The sequence below is a fragment of the Shewanella sp. BF02_Schw genome (assembly GCF_014596695.2).
Taxonomy (GTDB): domain Bacteria; phylum Pseudomonadota; class Gammaproteobacteria; order Enterobacterales; family Shewanellaceae; genus Shewanella.
On the sequence record NZ_JABKAW020000007.1, the window covers coordinates 117,379 to 135,137 of the forward strand.

Annotated in this window: 14 protein-coding genes; 5 read left to right on the forward strand and 9 right to left on the reverse strand. The window is 43.2% G+C overall.

What is annotated here, in order from left to right; all coding sequences use genetic code 11:
* The first annotated feature begins 110 nt into the window (after nucleotides 1–110).
* Both hrpB and mrcB read left to right on the forward strand, forming a co-directional pair.
* Nucleotides 111–2,657 carry an ATP-dependent helicase HrpB gene (gene hrpB, locus HNW13_RS20470; protein WP_192114242.1) on the forward strand — a complete coding sequence of 849 codons (2,547 nt, stop codon included), beginning with the start codon at nucleotides 111–113 and terminating at the stop codon, nucleotides 2,655–2,657.
* Nucleotides 2,658–2,725: 68 nt separating this feature from the next.
* Nucleotides 2,726–5,026, forward strand: coding sequence for a penicillin-binding protein 1B (gene mrcB, locus HNW13_RS20475; RefSeq protein WP_192114217.1), 2,301 nt, complete (start codon nucleotides 2,726–2,728; stop codon nucleotides 5,024–5,026).
* A gap of 142 nt (nucleotides 5,027–5,168) precedes the next feature.
* Here mrcB and HNW13_RS20480 read toward each other — a convergent pair whose 3' ends face one another.
* From HNW13_RS20480 to HNW13_RS20515, 8 genes are all read right to left on the reverse strand, one after another.
* Nucleotides 5,169–5,978: an ion transporter gene (locus HNW13_RS20480; protein ID WP_162023856.1), complete on the reverse strand. Its 810-nt coding sequence runs from the start codon at nucleotides 5,976–5,978 to the stop codon at nucleotides 5,169–5,171.
* A 129-nt stretch (nucleotides 5,979–6,107) separates the two neighbouring features.
* Nucleotides 6,108–6,443 carry a hypothetical protein gene (locus HNW13_RS20485; RefSeq protein WP_101085274.1) on the reverse strand — a complete coding sequence of 112 codons (336 nt, stop codon included), beginning with the start codon at nucleotides 6,441–6,443 and terminating at the stop codon, nucleotides 6,108–6,110.
* Between the two features lie 23 nt (nucleotides 6,444–6,466).
* Nucleotides 6,467–7,120 carry a hypothetical protein gene (locus tag HNW13_RS20490; protein WP_162023855.1) on the reverse strand — a complete coding sequence of 218 codons (654 nt, stop codon included), beginning with the start codon at nucleotides 7,118–7,120 and terminating at the stop codon, nucleotides 6,467–6,469.
* A 6-nt stretch (nucleotides 7,121–7,126) separates the two neighbouring features.
* A complete protein-coding gene (locus tag HNW13_RS20495; protein ID WP_192114218.1) occupies nucleotides 7,127–7,816 on the reverse strand; it encodes a PspA/IM30 family protein in 690 nt (229 codons plus the stop codon).
* A gap of 10 nt (nucleotides 7,817–7,826) precedes the next feature.
* Nucleotides 7,827–8,240: a DUF2170 family protein gene (locus HNW13_RS20500; RefSeq protein WP_101085277.1), complete on the reverse strand. Its 414-nt coding sequence runs from the start codon at nucleotides 8,238–8,240 to the stop codon at nucleotides 7,827–7,829.
* A gap of 79 nt (nucleotides 8,241–8,319) precedes the next feature.
* Nucleotides 8,320–10,080, reverse strand: coding sequence for a polyamine aminopropyltransferase (locus HNW13_RS20505; protein ID WP_243756355.1), 1,761 nt, complete (start codon nucleotides 10,078–10,080; stop codon nucleotides 8,320–8,322).
* 3 nt (nucleotides 10,081–10,083) lie between these two features.
* Nucleotides 10,084–10,983 (reverse strand): DUF350 domain-containing protein, encoded by a 900-nt coding sequence (locus HNW13_RS20510; RefSeq protein WP_101085279.1) that lies wholly within the window; start codon nucleotides 10,981–10,983, stop codon nucleotides 10,084–10,086.
* A gap of 13 nt (nucleotides 10,984–10,996) precedes the next feature.
* Complete coding sequence (locus HNW13_RS20515; protein ID WP_101085280.1) at nucleotides 10,997–11,959, reverse strand: hypothetical protein; 963 nt, start codon at nucleotides 11,957–11,959, stop codon at nucleotides 10,997–10,999.
* A 163-nt stretch (nucleotides 11,960–12,122) separates the two neighbouring features.
* Here HNW13_RS20515 and glnE point away from each other — a divergent pair, with 163 nt between their 5' ends.
* Together glnE and HNW13_RS20525 are read left to right on the forward strand one after the other, a co-directional pair.
* The gene (gene glnE / locus HNW13_RS20520) at nucleotides 12,123–14,972 is read left to right on the forward strand and encodes a bifunctional [glutamate--ammonia ligase]-adenylyl-L-tyrosine phosphorylase/[glutamate--ammonia-ligase] adenylyltransferase (protein WP_194956035.1); all 2,850 of its coding nucleotides are present in this window, start codon (nucleotides 12,123–12,125) and stop codon (nucleotides 14,970–14,972) included.
* An 86-nt stretch (nucleotides 14,973–15,058) separates the two neighbouring features.
* Entirely contained in the window at nucleotides 15,059–16,042 is a 984-nt protein-coding gene (locus HNW13_RS20525) for a sensor domain-containing diguanylate cyclase (protein WP_182743187.1), read from the forward strand.
* 222 nt (nucleotides 16,043–16,264) lie between these two features.
* Here HNW13_RS20525 and HNW13_RS20530 read toward each other — a convergent pair whose 3' ends face one another.
* Complete coding sequence (locus HNW13_RS20530; protein WP_101085283.1) at nucleotides 16,265–17,218, reverse strand: sodium-dependent bicarbonate transport family permease; 954 nt, start codon at nucleotides 17,216–17,218, stop codon at nucleotides 16,265–16,267.
* 250 nt (nucleotides 17,219–17,468) lie between these two features.
* Between HNW13_RS20530 and HNW13_RS20535 the strand changes: the two genes are divergently transcribed.
* Nucleotides 17,469–17,753 (forward strand): DUF3081 domain-containing protein, encoded by a 285-nt coding sequence (locus tag HNW13_RS20535; RefSeq protein WP_101085284.1) that lies wholly within the window; start codon nucleotides 17,469–17,471, stop codon nucleotides 17,751–17,753.
* Nucleotides 17,754–17,759 lie beyond the last annotated feature (6 nt).

A 17,759-nucleotide genomic window follows, 5' to 3' on the forward strand; every position in this document is an offset into this window, starting at 1 on the left:
GGCAATTAATGACACCTTGATACAATGTGGGTAAAATGAACCGTAGAAAATAGCCGTAAAAGTTAATCGCGTTGACCTCAAAACAAGTATTGCAGCAGCACCCATCATTGATGCCCACGACATTGCCGATTCACGCGGTACTCGACTCGTTGCGTGTGCAGTTTTCGGCCCATTCACACATTATTATCGAAGCGCCAACCGGTGCAGGTAAATCCACAGCATTACCATTAGCGATGTTAGCCTGGCCTGAAATTCATGGCAAAATTCTGATGTTAGAACCCCGTCGAGTTGCGGCCCGCAATGTCGCTAAGTTTATTGCCCAACAATTGGGCCAAAATGTTGGCCAGCAAGTGGGTTATCGTGTCCGTGGCGAATCAAAAGTCAGCGCAGATACTCGATTAGAAATTGTCACCGAAGGTATTCTGACCCGCATGATCCAACAAGACCCAGAGCTTAGTGGGATTGATGTGATTATTTTCGATGAAATACATGAGCGTCATCTTACGACTGATTTAGGCTTGGCTTTAGCACTGGAAGTGCAGCAATCATTACGTGACGATTTACACATTATTGCTATGTCTGCCACCTTGTCTGGCTTACCGCTAGACACGTTAATGCCCGATGCTGCGCAAATACACAGTGATGGTCGCAGTTTTGAGGTTGAGATTGCTTATCAGCCTTGCCCTGGGCAACAGTTGTGGCTAACACACATGTCCCGCGTGGTTATCGATACCATTTCAGATCCCAATCTAGCGCAATATCAACAGGGCAGCGTTTTGGCGTTTTTACCCGGTAAAGGTGAAATTCGTAAATTAGCTGGATTATTGCGTGAGCGTTTAGATGCATCATGGCTTATTTGTCCTATGTATGGCGACTTGTCGTCAGCGGAGCAAGATCAAGCCATTCGTGCAGCAGAACCGGGTAAACGTAAAATCGTTCTCGCGACTAATGTGGCTGAATCGAGTTTAACGATTGAAGGCATCACCCTTGTTATAGACAGCGGTTATCGACGTGAAGCGAGTTTTAACCCTAAAACCGGCGTGACACGCTTAGGGCTTAAGCGCATTAGCCAGGCATCGGCTATTCAACGTAGTGGCCGAGCAGGGCGCTTAGCTGCGGGTTATTGCGTGCGGTTATGGAGCCAAGAAGAACAAGGGCGCATGCGCAAAGTCGATGAGCCAGAAATCACGCAAGCAGAACTGACTTCTATGGCACTTGATTGTGCCTGTTGGGGCGCTAAATCATTTGCTGAATTATCATTGCTCACACCACCGCCGCCGATCCATGAACAAGTCGCATGGCGATTACTTATTCAACTTGAATTAATTGACCCACAACGTAAATTAACGTCACTTGGCCGAGAGGCTTATGCATTAGGTTGTCATCCGCGCTTAGCGCATATGCTGCTCAAAGCTAAGCAACTTGCCTTGCACGACAATCAGCCGCAACTTTGCCTGCTGGCTTGCGTATTAGCAGGCATTATTGAAGCCCGTGTACTACCGAAAAAAGGCGCTGATATTCATCATTATTTGACCGAGGCTTTGCAGGGGCAAATTAAACAGCAAGTTAGGCAATGGCAACAATCTTTGGCGATATCGGGTCAGGTCAATGAGGCAATACGTAATGCATCGACTCGTGATATAAGCTATTTGTTAGCACTTGCTTACCCTGATCGTATTGCCAAAGCTCGAGGCCATGAAGGCTTTTTATTAAGTAATGGTACGGGTGTGGTGATCAATGCCGAAGACAGTTTGGCTCATGAACCTTGGTTAGTGGTTGCTGACTTTCAAGAGACTCAAGGTCGTAATGCTGGCCAAATTTACCTTGCAGCAAGGTTAGATGAACGCTTGTTTACTGCCGAACTTGCCTCGTTAGTAACTACTCATGTTCACGGTGGTTGGGATGAAGCAAAAGGGCGTTTTTTTGCTGAAAAACATACCAAAATCGGTGAGGTTATCATTAAAATCGACACCGGTATTACGCCTGAACGGGCACAAATTACCGCAGCATTATTAGAACAGATCCGTATAAAAGGGTTAACAATCCTTAATCGTGACGAGCTGTTAATCCAGTTACAATATCGGGTTGAATTAGCTCGATACTTTGCGCCAGAGCATGATTGGCCTTGTTTAAGCGATGAGTACTTACTGGCGACGTTAGAAGATTGGCTTGGGCCACATTTGGATAACATTCGTTCATTGGCCGCATTGGCTAAAGTAGCCGCGTATGGATTGGTGAAAAATTTACTCAATTGGCAACAGCAGCAGCTATTAGAGCAACTGGTGCCAACACATTGGCCGATGGCAACTGGCACTCGTGCCCCCATCCGTTACCAGATGCCGCTTGATACTGACGGACATTTTTATCATAACAATGACCAACAAGGCCGTGCGTTGCTTAGTGTACGTTTACAAGAAGCATTAGGGATGGCGCAAAGCCCGACAATATTGCACGGCAAAATGACGGTTACTATGGAGTTGTTGTCGCCAGCACAACGACCATTAGCCGCCACGGCAGATTTAGCCAGCTTCTGGCAAGGCCCATATATTGATGTAAAAAAAGAAATGCGTGGTCGTTATCCTAGGCATTTATGGCCTGATGACCCAGTGAATACAGTGGCAACAAAATTTACTAAAAAGAAAACTCCAGGCGTGTAAATAAGTCATCTAGCTTATTAATAACATGCAATTATTTCAGCGTTATATGGAAAACGAAACCATTATTTATGAGTAAAAAACCCAAAAAGTCTTCAGCCAACACAAAAAAAAGTGGCTCATCTTGGTGGCAAAAACTGTGGTCGCTCACATGGAAATTATCAATCGTTGGTATTGCTGTTGTGAGCTTTTACGCTATTTATTTAGATCAAATTATTGCGCAGAAATTTGAAGGCCAAAAGTGGCATTTACCGGCCCAAGTTTTTAGTCGTTCAATGGCATTGTACCCAGGTGCTGCGATAAACCATCCGCAATTAATGGCTGAGCTTAATTTGTTGGGTTACCGTAAAGTGTCCAATCCGCGGCAAGTTGGCGAGTTTTCTGCTTCAAGTACTCGTATCGAATTATGGCGTCGGCCGTTTTTGCATCCCGAAGGCAACCAAGCCGAGCAGCGAGTGATGATAAGCTTTGACTCTGAAGGCGTTAGCTCAGTTAAGCGGATGTCTGACAAACGTGAATTAGCGGTATTTCATTTAGAACCGGTATTACTTGACCGTATTATTGCCGGCGATGGCGAAGACCGTTTATTTGTGCGAACGCCAGAGATGCCTTCAATGATTATCGATGCGCTTATTTTGGTTGAGGACCGCAGTTTTTATGATCACTTTGGGGTAAACCCATTGGCGATTGCACGCGCTGCGGTGGTCAATATTACTGCCGGTCGTACGGTGCAAGGGGGTTCAACCTTAACTCAGCAGTTAGCCAAAAACTTCTTTTTAAGCAGCGAACGCTCAATTGTGCGTAAAGTGCGTGAAGCCATAATGGCATTGATTATCGATTTTCGTTATAGCAAAGATGAAATTTTAGAAGCTTATCTCAATGAAGTGTACATGGGCCAAGACAAGGCCCGTGGTGTGCATGGTATGGGATTAGCCTCACAATTCTATTTTGGTCGCCCCATTGGTGAATTAACCGTGTCGCAGCAAGCATTTTTAGTTGCGGTCATTAAAGGACCTTCTTATTACAACCCGTGGCGTTACCCTGAACGAGCCCAAGAGCGCCGTGATTTAGTGTTACGTTTGCTTATGGAAAACGATAAATTAACCGTTGCCCAATATAAAGCTGCAGCAGAGTCGCCAATCGGTCTACGCAGTGCTAAAAAATCGGTACATCAGAAGTTACCAGCGTTTTTTGCTGTGGTTAAACAAGAGTTACGCGACCGTTATGGTGATTCGTTACTGAAGCAGTCGGGCGTAAAAGTGTATACCACGCTCGATCCTATGGCCCAAGAAGCCGCAGAAAAAGCCGTGTTGTCTACCATGGCATCACTGGATAAACGGGCTAAAAACGTTCAAGTCGGCATGGTTGTCACCGACAAATATACTGGCGGCATAGCAGCAATGGTGGGTGATAAACAACCGAGTTATGAAGGGTTTAATCGCGCGGTTGAAATTAGACGTCCAATTGGGTCGTTAATAAAACCATTCGTGTATGCCAGTGCATTACGCCAAGCAGATAAATTTACTTTAGCCACTCCCGTAGAAGACAAACCCATCACCCTTAAAAATGAGCAAGGTAAAACGTGGTCACCTAAAAACGTCGATAAAAAGTTCAGTGGTCAAGTGCCTTTATTAAACGCATTTAAAGATTCAATGAACGTTCCAACGGTTAACGTTGGTTTGGCTGTTGGTGTTGAAAAGGTTGCTGCTACATTGCAAAAATCGGGTTGGGAGGATGATATATCCCCTTATCCATCGATGTTGTTGGGTGCGGTGAATGGCTCACCATTAATGGTGGCTCAAGTTTATCAAACCATTGCTGATGAAGGTCGCTATCGTAAGTTATCATCGATTACAGCGGTATTAGACAGTCAAAACCAAGCGTTGGAAGTCACTCGTGTTCCATCGTCGATGGCGATTGATCCGGCAACCGATTACTTAGTTCAATATGCAATGAACCAGGTAGTGCGAAATGGTACGGCTAAGCGTTTAGGCGCTGCATTTCCTGGGGTTCGTTTAGCGGGTAAAACCGGCACCAGTAATGATAGTCGTGACTCGTGGTTTGCTGGATTTGATGAACGTAACGTAGCGGCTATTTGGGTCGGCCAAGACGATAACAGTAAAACGGGCTTGTATGGTAGTAGTGGCGCAATGGCCGTGTATCAGGCCTTTTTACATGAACGTCCACCGCTTAGTTTACGAATGATGCCCGTTAATGGGGTTATTAATGGTTATTTTGATCGTACAACGGGTGTGGCTAAGAAAGGTAATTGTGACAATATTATCGGTCTACCTGCATTAGACGCTAGCTATCATCCGGTTGCCAATTGTGGCGAGTCATTATCTTGGTGGCAGAAGTTGGTGGGAGAGTAACGCGTTAGCTTAGCCATTATGTCGTTGCCAACAATAAGCCCAAAGTAAGAGATTACTTTGGGCTTATTTTTTTTGTCTCGCGCAAGATAATAAACATTTTTAAGCAATCTTTTTTCCTGCTGACGATATTGCAGAGCAGAAGCTATTTACCTTGTCCGAGTTGATTACGTAAGGTGGCAATTTCTTCGATCATTTGCTGCTGATTGTGCTCCATGCGCTCTAGCGCTTGTTCTAGCTTGGTATTGATTTCTGCTTTATGCGCTGCTTGAGCCTCTTGCGCTTCGTTACGTTCTTGCTCATCTGGTGCGACGAAAACAGATGCCATATAACCGGATATCACTCCGAAAAAGCTGACACCACTAATGATCACTAATCCACCGATGATATGGCCTACCGTACTGACGGGATAGAAGTCACCGTAACCGACGGTTGATATGGTCACTAATGCCCACCAAATAGCTTGCTCTGCAGTTTGTATATTGGCGTTAGGTTCAGTGCTTTCTACTAGTAAAATAAGTACAGATGCAGTGGCTAAAATTAATACCATCGCCACCAGTAAACTGGCCAATGTAGATTGTTTTCGCTGACGCAATAATGGGATTAATAATGACCGGCTCATGCGGATTAAACGAATAACTCTTAATATTTGGAATATACGTGCGATACGCAGTGCTTCAATGGCTGGAATGCTGGCAACAAAGTCTATCCAATGGTGCCTAAAGTAAAAGGCTTTATTACGTGCTTTGAACAAACCATGGAAAAACTTGGTCATAAAAATCATGCAGATTGTAGTGTCTATATACAGCAGTACTTTGTTGGTTTCAGCGTCTAACTTACCAAAGGTAATCGTGAGTACTATCACCACAGAGATCAGTGATAACACCATCATTGCGAGTTCGAATGGACTTGGGCCATCGACATTTTTGACCGACCAACGTTTAGATTCGAGCATATAATAAGTCCGTTTGCATTCGTTCGCCGTGAGGCTTTGTTAAGATGTTGAGTTTATCATAACAAAAAACGCACAAGACAAGTGTCTGGTGCGTTGTTTTTAGTTAATGTACTGTGCTGATAACGGTGTTTATTTTGACGATTTAGTATCAACGAAGTGAACCAAATCATCTAATACGCGCTTTTTGATTTCCAGCTGCGACTCAGATTCTAAGCCGTATTTTTGCGCTAAAATCACATAATCTTCAGCATTTAATGACACAGTTAAACGAGGACGCTTTGGACGTTTGGATACAGAGAGTCCAAGTATGGTCCTGATTTGGTCTGAAGGACTGACGCCTTTATCTAAGGCTTCTTTTCGGATTGAGTATTGAAACTTCTCATCCAGATCAAAAGCCACTTGGGTTGCTTTTGCAGCTTGTTGGTTTTTAAGCCATTTCTCTGGTAACGGTTTGCCTGAACTCATTAGAAAATCGTCTCCTACCTGTATCAGCTTGCTGGCCAATACTCTCTAATATCGGTCAGTGGGCGATATAAAGTCAACATCACTTCAGTGTCTCCACTTTCGTAAACTTCAATATCAACCGCGTGAGAGTCATCAGCATTAGCCAAACTGTAACCTTCAAAACCTTCACCGCGAGCATCATCGTCATTTTGAGGAGGCTTTAGGTCGCGATAATCTTGACGATGGAAGTAACCAAAACCGGCAAATTCAACTTGATGATATTCATCACTGAGCCATTTATCGAACTCAGCGGCTAACTCGGCAGGAAGTGCCTGCAATGTCAGCGTTGCTTTGCCTGGTTCTTCAAATATTTCAGCAAATGCGTCAAGTTCAAATAATTGTTCAACCACAGCGCGGTTGATTTTGATTGAAATACTTAAGTAAGATTCGTCTTCTTGCACGTAGGATAAATAGATTGCGGTGCCGCTATGGCCACGTAATAAGAATTCACAAAGCTGCGAGCGTTGGTATTCATAAGTATGAATAGCTTCAACCTTAAGCTGTTGCCCGCGCAATTGCGTAGGCAAAGCAAAACTGTCATCAAAGGTGATCATATCACCCTTGAGCAGTTTATTTGGATGGTCAAGCTTACGCTTCGGGGCTTCTTTTTTGCCGAATAGGCCACTAAGAAATCCCATAATAGCTTAACCTTTACGTGCTTTAATGCGATCTAGCACAGCATTAGCATTCGACTTTTGCTCACCAATACCTGCTTCAGCTAGCTTGGCATGTAATGACTTATCGCTATTCTCTTCAGCTAATGTTTCTGACGCTTTTAAGCGGTCATCGAACTGTTGTTGACGTGCTTTGATGCGCTCTAGTGAATCTTTAGCGTTAAGCAGTTTTGAATTACTTGACGCAAATGAGTCAGTGATAGTTGCAGTGGCTTTTTGCACGCTTTCAGTGGTTTTAACCATAGTAAGTTGACGTTGATAATCATTTAACTGACGCTCAGTCTTCTTCACTAAATCTTTTAAACGCACTGCATGTGAGCTAAAGCTATCATTGGCTGTTTGTTGTTCAGCTAATTCTTCGTCTAGCTGAGCAATCTTTTCAGCTATTTCAATTGCCAAAGCTTCGTTGCCTTTGTCTAGCGCTTGGGTGACATAACCTTCGTGCTCAACAATACTACGCTTTAGGCGATCAATTTCACGACTGGCTTGCATTTCTTTAGCCATAACATCAGTTAATTCACGTTTAGCGCGAGTTAAATGCTTTTCTGCATCACGAATCTCTTGTTCAAAAATTCGGGTTGAGTTTGAGTCAACGATATTTTGGCCAACTTCAGTTGCACCACCACGAAACGCTGTAAGAATCTTGTTTAGAATGCCCATAATTGGCTCCTTAGATTAAAAATTCGACGAGTTCGTCGATGACTTCCAGACAGTTGTCTGACAGTACTGCTAATTCTTGTTCAATTTCTTCCATGCTTGATTGCACAGATAATGCCCCGTAAACCACATATTTATCATCAATTTTAGCAAACGATGATAATGGCATTGGAATGTTGAGCTCTAACATGGTCTCGAACATTTCAGCGCGGCGAGCTTGGTTTACTTCGTTTTCGCCCCACAAGTAACTGATACACAATATTTGGTTGTCAGTTACTGATACAAACACCGGAATTTCTTCTCGGCCGACAATATTGACTTGTAACACTTCAACATCACCGTCAATCGGATAACAATCAAACTGAAAACCGGTTTTGCTGTGATCGCATAGTCCGTTTAGGTGACCTGCAATGGTATGGATGTTCATATTCGTCCTTAATTGACATATTATGTCTGTGAGTAAAGATAGCATCTAGACATAATATGTCAAGCGCTATCTGATCCAATTAAAAAAGATTAATTACTTCATTTTCTGACCAAGCCGCTAAGTGGTAGTAATACAGCTGTAATGAACCAATTTCGTTTACTTTGATGTTGTCTATATCGGCATAGAAATTCTTTGGGAATTCAAATGAAGCGTGAATAAGTCCTGGGGTTAGCCATTCTTCTGGTACCGGTATATCTGTTAGTGCAGCAAGACGTTGTTGTGGGTTTTTACCCATTTTACTGCCAATGCTCCAACCCCATTCACCAAAGCTAGGGACATTATGGTGATACTGTTTTACATTAAACCCTGCAGCAGTCAGTGTTTTACCAACCGATATAAACGCTTTTGGCGCATGATAAGGTGAGGTTGATTGCACCGTTATTACGCCATCGGCGCTAAGTAATTCATTAAGCTTACGATAAAATAAGTCTGAATACAGTTTGTTTAAATCAGGATGACTTGGGTCGGGTAAGTCAACAATAATGGCATCAAACATTTTGCCATTTTGAATTAGCTTATCAACCCCGTTAAATGCATCGTCGACCATTAATGTTAAGCGTGGATCGTTTAACGCATCGCCGTTTAACGCCAGTAATGCATCCTGTAAGCGTTGTGGCATATCTGCTGGTGGCGATTTAAACAGTGCCAGTAAGTCTTTATCTAAATCCATTAAGGTAACCGCTTTAGGTTGCCATTTGAGTACTTGCTTTAGTCCTAAGCCATCACCACCACCAATAATGAGCACGTTATCGTGCCGTGCGCTGGCAGCCAATGTTGGATGAACCAAAAAGCTATGATAGATGTGCTCGTCGCTGCTTGAAAATTGTAACCGACCATTGATGTATAAATTATAAACGGGAGGTAAACCATCACCGCGCAAACGCTCAGTAAAATTGAGCTGCTGAAAGCGGGTCGCTTTGGCATAAACCACATGATCTTTATACAAAAGATTATTAAAATGCTGTTCCCAGCTCGGGCCTTTAACGGCTAATATGCCAATCACCACACTGGCAATAATATGGCCGATAAGCAGCAATTTTACATGATTTATTTTTGACCAAAAACGCCAAATAAACACCAGTCCAGCGAATAGGTTAACGCTCGCTGTAAGCGCGGCAGCTAATTGAATATCAATGGCCAGCATAAAACCGACCCAGATTGCGGCGCCTATTCCAGCGCCAATGTAATCGGCACCATATATGGTGCCGGCATTATGCAGTAAGTGCGCTTCAGACAATGATTGTCGAACGCGGGCAATAAGTGGAATTTCCATGCCAATCATTAACCCGAGTAATACACCCCAAACATACGGTAAATATGCACTGAGAGTTTGCAAACTGGCAATAAAGCCACCATTGGGTAAATGATCTGGCGGTAGGCCGAGTGTATTGGCGATGGTTAACGGCAGTTGTTGACCGAATCCGATGACCGCTGCGGTAATGATAATGGCAAAAGAGCCACACAGTGCTACGGTTAATTCAAGCATGGCAAAGCCAGTAAAAGCGCATTTTATTTTACGTGCGGCAAAAGCGCCCACACCCATAGACACAATCATTAGACCAATCATGGTGTAAATGGCGGCTTCTAATGCGCCGAGAATGCGACCTGCATAGTGTGATAATAAGTATTCATAAATAAGACCGCATCCCGCCAACGAGGCCATAATGCCGAGTAATAAGGCATCATCAAACCATGATACTTGACGGGATGGAGGGGAACTTTGCTGCGAGTCCCCCTGTGTAGTGTTAGCGGGAAGATCATCGAGCAAAGGTGTTGTCATAGATTAAGCCATTAACGCCGTGAGAATAAGGGCAACGGCAATACTAATTGCCATTTCAACGGCTGCAATACCGATGTTTTGTTGTTTCTCAACTTCTTCAGCAAGATTGATACCGGCTAACACCATTTTTTTCACTATGGTTATTAATAACGATAATACTACCAGCATGATCAATGAGAATGCGCACCAACCAATAATGTTGCTTACATGGGCTGTTGGGTCATAAGCAATAAAATGACTCGCCGCATTAAAGCTTAGTGCCATGGCAATCATGTAGCCGCTGTGACGAAGTGCTAATGCCGTTTGGCCCTGAGTTAACGCTTGTTGCATTGACGCGCCTTGATTACGTTTGGCATAACGCTTTTCACGTAGTCGGGTGAGTATGACTAACATCAGTTGTGAGATTAAAAAGGCACTAAAAATAGCGATAAAGGTATCTAGAGTAATATCTTCAGCCCACATTAATACCGCGCGGATAATAATGGCAGTGGCTATGGCTGCAGCAGCATCAACCACAGCAACAGAAATATTACCTTTAAGAATCTCATCGTTTTTAGCAAATTCATTTAAGGCGATTTTATCATGTAAAAAACGGCCTAATTTAATCAGTATTAAGCCAAACAAGCCGTATGCCGACATGCCAATCGCTTCAGTTAAATAAGACGGAGCCGCTTCGCCTGTGATAGCGCCAGTTAGCACAATACCTAAAGCCGCCACAGCACCAGCGGTACTGATCCCAAAGGCAAAGTTGTCGCGCTCGGCTAACTCTGCACTGCTGTTGACTTTAACGCTCCACCCCTGCAAATAACGCATTAGCGTCAGCAAAATGATAGCGATGGTTAAATCAATGGCTAAAATAATCGCCAAATGTTGAGTTAAGCCATATTCTTGAAAAAATGTCATGGTGAGTCCTTACCTATTTTCCACGGCTAACACCGCGACTAGTGCGGCTGCTTGAGTTACGGAAACTGCTGTCTTTTGAGTAGCTCGAACGAAATTTTCTACTCGCGCTCTGAGTGGTGCTATTAGCTTTGGGTGCACTGGTACTTTGACGTGACAAGCTAGTAGAGCCTGTTCGAGCTTTTGCATAAGGGCTGTCGAATCGTTTCCCTTGGCTGTTAAAACGTTTCTTGGTTTGTTCAAAGGTTTTGGTTTGCGAAGTTGCTTGTTTTGGTGAAGTGTAACGATAACGTCCCACATCATTATAATAGCTGTAACCACGGTTACCCGACCAACTACCGTAGCCTATTGGGCGGGAGAAGTTAGAAAACATCGCATACATGCCATACCAAGCCCAAATGGAGGTGCCGCTTGAATTATTTTGCCAGCTACCATATGCAGGATTACCCACAAGTTGGCTGCCTGCACCACTGCCTTCGGTGCCATTTGCTAGGGCTTCAGCCTCACGGCTAATAGCATTAACTCGAGCGAGTTGCCCTTTAGACATATCGGCAACAACATTGACTGGATCAGACAGCATATCGTTATACAAACTGGTGTCAGCGGCTTGATAAATATTCTGTGCTTCAGCTAACTGTTGGTCTAAATCAATAAAATTAGCGCTGTCGTTTAAGTCTTTGTAACGACGCGTTAATGACTTAAACATTGGCCCTTCAGTGCTGGCATCTTTAGCCAATTCTTCTAGTAATGGGGTTAAGTCGGATTGACGCTGAGCGAGAACTCGAGTGTATTGTTTGAGTAACGTCGCATTGCGTAACTGATTGTTATCGAGCGAACTGGCCAACAGATCAAGTCGTTGTTGGGTCAGTTGCTGGTACTTAGCAATTTGTTCCGGTCTATCGTCACCGCAACCGCCAAGGGTTAAGGCAACAAACAATACCGTTATCAATGTGAGTACACGTGGGAGGTGACCTACCATGTTTTCTCCAAAATGTAGATTTTTCATGTGCTAATTCAATATGACACAGGTTATAGTAATCTTAGTGTCAATGATATTAATCTGATCATTTGACTGGCTGATAGATATACCATTCACGACATAATATGTCCAACGTTCATTTTCTTTAGGGATCATTATTGCCATGCAAAACCAAAGTAACAAGGTATTATCTGCAGCGATGCTAGACAGCGCAGATCGTTACTGGTTAAGACTCTGCGACGTTTGGCCAGAAGCTAAAACAGCACTGACAGCCATGCAACAGCAAGAGTTAAAGGCCGTATTTGGCTTAAGTGACTATATGGGTGAGCAACTTTGTCGTCATCCAGAATGGATTGTGCAGTTATTTGATGGCTTATTAAGTGATGTTGTGCGCAGTGAGTTTGATGCGCAGTTACATTCGCTATTAGCTGAGTTAACTCAAGAAGAGCAAGTTAAGTCTGCCTTACGTCGTTATCGTAATCTGCAAATGGTGCGCTTAGCGTGGCGTGATTTTTTAAATTACACCCCAGTTGAAGAGTCATTACTCGATTTATCTGCATTAGCAGAGGCATTGGTAATTGCTGGACGTGATTGGTTATATCAAGAGATGTGTCAACAATACGGCACACCAACAAGTGCTGAAGGTAAGCCACAACCCTTATTGATTTTAGGCATGGGTAAACTGGGTGGTCGTGAACTTAACTTTTCATCAGACATCGACTTAATTTTTACCTTTCCAGAACATGGTGAAACCGTTGGCGGTCGACGGACTCAGGCAAATCAGCAATTTTTTATCCGCATGGGACAACGCTTGGTGAATTTACTCGACCAAGTCACCGTGGATGGATTCGTTTTCCGTGTCGACATGCGTCTACGACCTTATGGTGAAAGTGGTCCTTTGGTGGTCAGTTTTAGCGGTTTAGAAGACTATTACCAAGAGCAAGGTCGTGATTGGGAGCGTTATGCCATGGTCAAAGCGCGCGTACTTGGACCTTGGTCTGGCTATTGCGATGAGTTGCATGACCTACTACGACCATTTGTTTATCGCCGCTATATTGATTTTTCTGCGATTGAATCACTGCGTAAAATGAAGCAATTAATCGCCCAAGAAGTTAGGCGTCGTCAGTTAACCGATAATATTAAGCTTGGCGCCGGCGGGATCCGCGAAGTTGAATTCGTGGTGCAAAGTTTTCAGTTGATCCGTGGTGGCCGCGAGCCTGCATTGCGTCAGCAAAGTTTATTTGGCGCCATTGATACCTTGTACAGCTTAGGGCAATTGGAATACTTAGCGGTTGATGAGCTTAAACACAGTTATATTATATTGCGTCGAGTGGAAAACTTGTTGCAAGCCATTGACGATAAGCAAACGCAAACCCTGCCTAATAATGAGCTCGATTGGCAACGTTTATGTTATCCGCTAGACATGGCCGATGAAGCCGAACTTCGTCAAAAAATTAATCAAGCAATGGTTACCATTCATGGCCATTTTAATGCCACTGTGGGTGGTACTGACAGCCATGAACACAATGATCATTGGACTGCTTTATTTTGGAATGTGCAGCAAGATGAACACGCTAACGCCTTGTTGCAAGAGCAACAAATCGATGATGCCGAATTATGGCCACTATTAAATGAGTGGCATCAAACGGTGTCGAAACGTTCTATCGGACCTCGAGGACGTGAAACGCTAGACAAATTAATGCCTAAGTTGCTTGAAGAGTTAGTGACTCAAACTAAACCGAGCCAGGCGTTTAAACCAGTAGCTAAAGTGCTGGATAAAATTTTAACCCGTACTACCTATCTAGAGCTTTTATGTGAAAACCCAGGCGCTAGACAGCAATTAGTGAGTTTGTGTTGTGCAAGCCCTTGGATTGCCCGCGAACTGGCGAATTTCCCAATGCTGCTCGATGAGTTAATTGATCCGTCGCAGCTGTATGACATTACTTCGATTGATGATTATCCTAGTGAATTACGCCAGTATTTATTACGTGTACCTGAAGATGACATGGAACAGCAAATGGAAGCGTTGCGGCAGTTTAAATTGTCTCAGCAGCTTAAGATTGCGGCCGCAGATGTTACTGGGGTATTACCTGTCATGCAGGTTAGCGATCATTTAACCTTTTTAGCTGAAGCCATTATCGAGCAAGTTGTACTACAAGCTTGGCATCAGGTGGCATCTCGCCATGGCATACCTGCAGGAACCAGCCCAAGTAACATGGGTTTTGCCGTCATTGGTTACGGTAAGTTAGGTGGGATTGAGCTGGGTTATGGTTCTGATTTAGATTTGGTGTTTCTACACGGCCACACAGGTGCTGGCACAACTGATGGTAAGCGTCCTATTGATATCGGCCATTTCTACCTCAAGCTTGCCCAACGTATTGTGCATTTATTTGCTACCCGGACAACGTCTGGTGAGTTATATGAAGTGGATATGCGCTTACGTCCGTCAGGTGCTTCTGGTTTGTTGGTGAGTGAGATTGAGCATTTTGGTACCTATTTACAACAAGAAGCGTGGACTTGGGAGCATCAAGCATTAGTGCGATCTCGTTTTGTATTTGGTGATTATTCGCTTGCCGGTCGTTTTAGTGATTTACGTGCGAAAATATTGAAAATAGAGCGTGATAAAGAGGTATTAGCCAAAGCGGTCAAAGACATGCGCATAAAAATGCGTGAGCACTTGTTGCAAGTTGAACCAGGGCAATTTGATCTAAAACAGAGTGCTGGTGGTATTGCAGACATAGAGTTTATCGCTCAGTACTTAGTGTTAGCGAATGCTCATCAATATCAGGAATTAACCATTTGGTCTGATAATGTGCGTATCTTTGAAGTGTTGGCGGAGTTGGAGTTATTACCCATCATGCAAGCCCAACATTTAACCCAAACCTATTGCTGGCTGCGTGACGAGAATCATGAACTGACATTACAACAGTTGCCCGGTAAATTACCCATACAAAGTGTGCAACAAAAAATCGACAGTGTAATTGAAATTTATAATGAAATTCTATCGGTTTAAACATTAATCAAAGTAGATTAGGTTGATATTTAGTCACTTAACTGCTTTGATTATAGAACTATTATTTTGATTGAATAGGTTGTTTAATGCTGCTGGCACCGATACCTGACAATGAATACACTCGACTCGAAACGCTTCGAGGGCTGAACGTGCTCGATACGATCGCTGAAGAACGTTTTGATCGTATCACTCGGTTGGCTAAGCGATTGTTTTCAGTGTCAATTAGTGTGGTGAGTTTAATCGACTCCGATCGCCAATGGTTCAAGTCTGTGCAGGGGTTGGATGTATGCGAAACCCGGCGTGATATTTCATTTTGTGGTCATACTATTAATCAACAACATGTTTTAGTTGTGCCAGACACACTAAAAGATGAACGTTTTGCCGACAATCCGCTTGTATTGGCGGCACCTAAGATTCGATTTTATGCCGGCTATCCGTTGACTATGCCTAATGGTGTGAGGGTAGGTACCTTGTGTATTATCGATGACAAGCCGAGATCTTTCTCTAAAGATGATGAAGATGCCTTGGAAGACCTTGGCAAAATTGTCGCAGAAGAACTGCTGTCGATTCAGCAAAATACCTTAGATGCGCTAACCGGTATTTCTAATCGTCGTGGTTTTGAATTACTCGCTAATAAGACGCTTGCTTATGGTGATAGGCTTGATTTTGCAACGTGCTTAATTTTCTTTGATTTAGATTACTTTAAAGCAATTAACGACAATTTTGGCCATGAAGAAGGTGATACTGCCTTGAGGACTTTTGCTGGCTTATTGATCGACAGCTTCCGCGAATCGGATATTATTGCCCGCTTTGCTGGTGATGAATTTGTGGTAATGCTGAGCCAAAGCGATGAAATTAGTGTTAATAATGTATTACAACGTTTTCAACAGTGCGTTAATCAACATAATCTGCACAGTGGTAAACCATACCAATTAAAGTACAGTAAGGGCGTGGCACATCGACAAGCTAGGCAGTCATTATCGTTAAATGATTATTTGGTTAAGGTCGATAAAGCCATGTTTGTCGATAAAGCAATACATCACCAGAGAACTCAAATTGATGTGAAATAGCGATGATTCGGCTGATGATATTGGTTTGCTTATCATTCATATGAAAATTACTCGATAAGCGATAAGAACGCTAAGCTGCTGCAGATAATACACTTGGCGCAACCATTATTCATTTGCACATCCGTCACGGATTAAATCAACGCTAACAACCATTGTAGACAAGAGCCGTTAACAACAGCCGTTAACATCGATTTACCAGCACGGTTATGAGTGTATCAATGCTCAGCTTAGTATCTGTTCTATCCACATTTTATAGATAGGTAAACCAATTAATACGTTTATTGGGAACGTTATTCCGAGTGATGCCAACATCGCTAAACCAATATTAGCGTCTGGTATTGCTGCCTTAATTGCGGCCGGCGCAGCAATATAAGACGCACTTGCACTTAAGCCTGCAAGTACTAATATGCTGCCAGAAGGTAAATCAAGTAACACGCCTAAGCCGATACCCGCCCAAGCTAAAATAAATGGAATTACCGCAGCAAATACCAATAAACGCCATTGTTTGTAAGGAATAGGGAAGCATACTTTGGCGGTACTAATCCCCATTTCTAATAAGAACAGTGCTAATAACGTTTTAAAACCACCCAATAACATTGGTGTAAGTGGTGCCATGCCACTAGTGCCATATATCCAGCCTATGATCACCCCTCCACAGAGTAATACGACTCCGCGGCTTGTCAGCGCTTCATGTAATACGCTGCCTGCCGAAGAGTGTTGGCTATCGCCTGCTACTTTTGCTTGTAAGTAGCGGTGTAGCCAAAGCATGATAATAATTGCAGGCAATTCGAGTAGCACTAGATACAACGTTGTTTCAGGTCGTAAAGGCCACTGAGATTGATCGACCATGGTCATCACCACGGCAAATGTTCCCGCACTCACAGAGCCGTAATGAGCAGCAATACTTATGGCTTCTTTTTGCGGTAATTGAATTAATTTTCGCAGTAGAGGATAAAGGCTAAGTGGGATTATGAATCCAAGTGCAATAACAGACAGTAATTCGGTGATCGCTAAATTGGCAGTTTCTCCATGCAGTGCCATGCCACCTTTTAGTCCTAGCGTAAGCATAAGTAAGATAGATAGGGTTTCGTAGGTTGCTTTAGGGACTTTTAAATCAGACTTTATCAACCCGGCAAGCAAACCGAGGGCAAAAAAGGCAATCACAATATCAGGCATGGTATAGGTTCTGTCTGTTATAAAGTATCGCGATTCTGCCTTGTTGTGTTAACAAAGGGAAATCTTTTCAGCGAAAAAATACTGCTATAGTAAACTTATCCATTTAAGGCTGATCAGTCGTGTTGTACTTTGCTGGTTTATCATGTTGTTCTTTGTTGATCTATCATGTTTTTCTTCGCTGATCTATTAAGTGCAAATGGCGTATAGTATGCTTAAATGATAATGCAAAACATTAATAGCAGAGCATGATATGAAAAATGAAATTGATATTCACCGCGCGTTGAAAGTGTTTAACAAAGTCACGCAATATGGTGAGAAGCGGGCGCTTGAAGACGGTCATAATGGTCATGATTATTGGTTGTGTGGAATCAGTGCGCAAACGGATCATGATGGTTATACCATTACTTTAGCCGATGCTCAGGTTAGCTTGACAGTATTTTTTCACAATAAATATCAGTTCGATTACCCGACCAATGATGCTCTTGACAACTTTTTACTTCGTTTTAATGATGTTGAAAACTATCAAGCTTCATAATCTACT

What these genes read in the sequence shown, in the direction of transcription:
- HNW13_RS20510 (WP_101085279.1), bottom strand. Translation starts at nt 10,983, where the DNA reads ATGACATTTTTTCAAGAATATGGCTTAACTCAACATTTGGCGATTATT.
- HNW13_RS20485 (WP_101085274.1), bottom strand. Translation starts at nt 6,443, where the DNA reads ATGAGTTCAGGCAAACCGTTACCAGAGAAATGGCTTAAAAACCAACAA.
- glnE (WP_194956035.1), top strand. Translation starts at nt 12,123, where the DNA reads ATGCAAAACCAAAGTAACAAGGTATTATCTGCAGCGATGCTAGACAGC.
- HNW13_RS20480 (WP_162023856.1), bottom strand. Translation starts at nt 5,978, where the DNA reads ATGCTCGAATCTAAACGTTGGTCGGTCAAAAATGTCGATGGCCCAAGT.
- HNW13_RS20505 (WP_243756355.1), bottom strand. Translation starts at nt 10,080, where the DNA reads ATGACAACACCTTTGCTCGATGATCTTCCCGCTAACACTACACAGGGG.
- mrcB (WP_192114217.1), top strand. Translation starts at nt 2,726, where the DNA reads ATGAGTAAAAAACCCAAAAAGTCTTCAGCCAACACAAAAAAAAGTGGC.
- HNW13_RS20500 (WP_101085277.1), bottom strand. Translation starts at nt 8,240, where the DNA reads ATGAACATCCATACCATTGCAGGTCACCTAAACGGACTATGCGATCAC.
- HNW13_RS20530 (WP_101085283.1), bottom strand. Translation starts at nt 17,218, where the DNA reads ATGCCTGATATTGTGATTGCCTTTTTTGCCCTCGGTTTGCTTGCCGGG.
- HNW13_RS20535 (WP_101085284.1), top strand. Translation starts at nt 17,469, where the DNA reads ATGAAAAATGAAATTGATATTCACCGCGCGTTGAAAGTGTTTAACAAA.
- HNW13_RS20495 (WP_192114218.1), bottom strand. Translation starts at nt 7,816, where the DNA reads ATGGGCATTCTAAACAAGATTCTTACAGCGTTTCGTGGTGGTGCAACT.
- hrpB (WP_192114242.1), top strand. Translation starts at nt 111, where the DNA reads ATGCCCACGACATTGCCGATTCACGCGGTACTCGACTCGTTGCGTGTG.
- HNW13_RS20515 (WP_101085280.1), bottom strand. Translation starts at nt 11,959, where the DNA reads ATGGTAGGTCACCTCCCACGTGTACTCACATTGATAACGGTATTGTTT.
- HNW13_RS20490 (WP_162023855.1), bottom strand. Translation starts at nt 7,120, where the DNA reads ATGGGATTTCTTAGTGGCCTATTCGGCAAAAAAGAAGCCCCGAAGCGT.
- HNW13_RS20525 (WP_182743187.1), top strand. Translation starts at nt 15,059, where the DNA reads ATGCTGCTGGCACCGATACCTGACAATGAATACACTCGACTCGAAACG.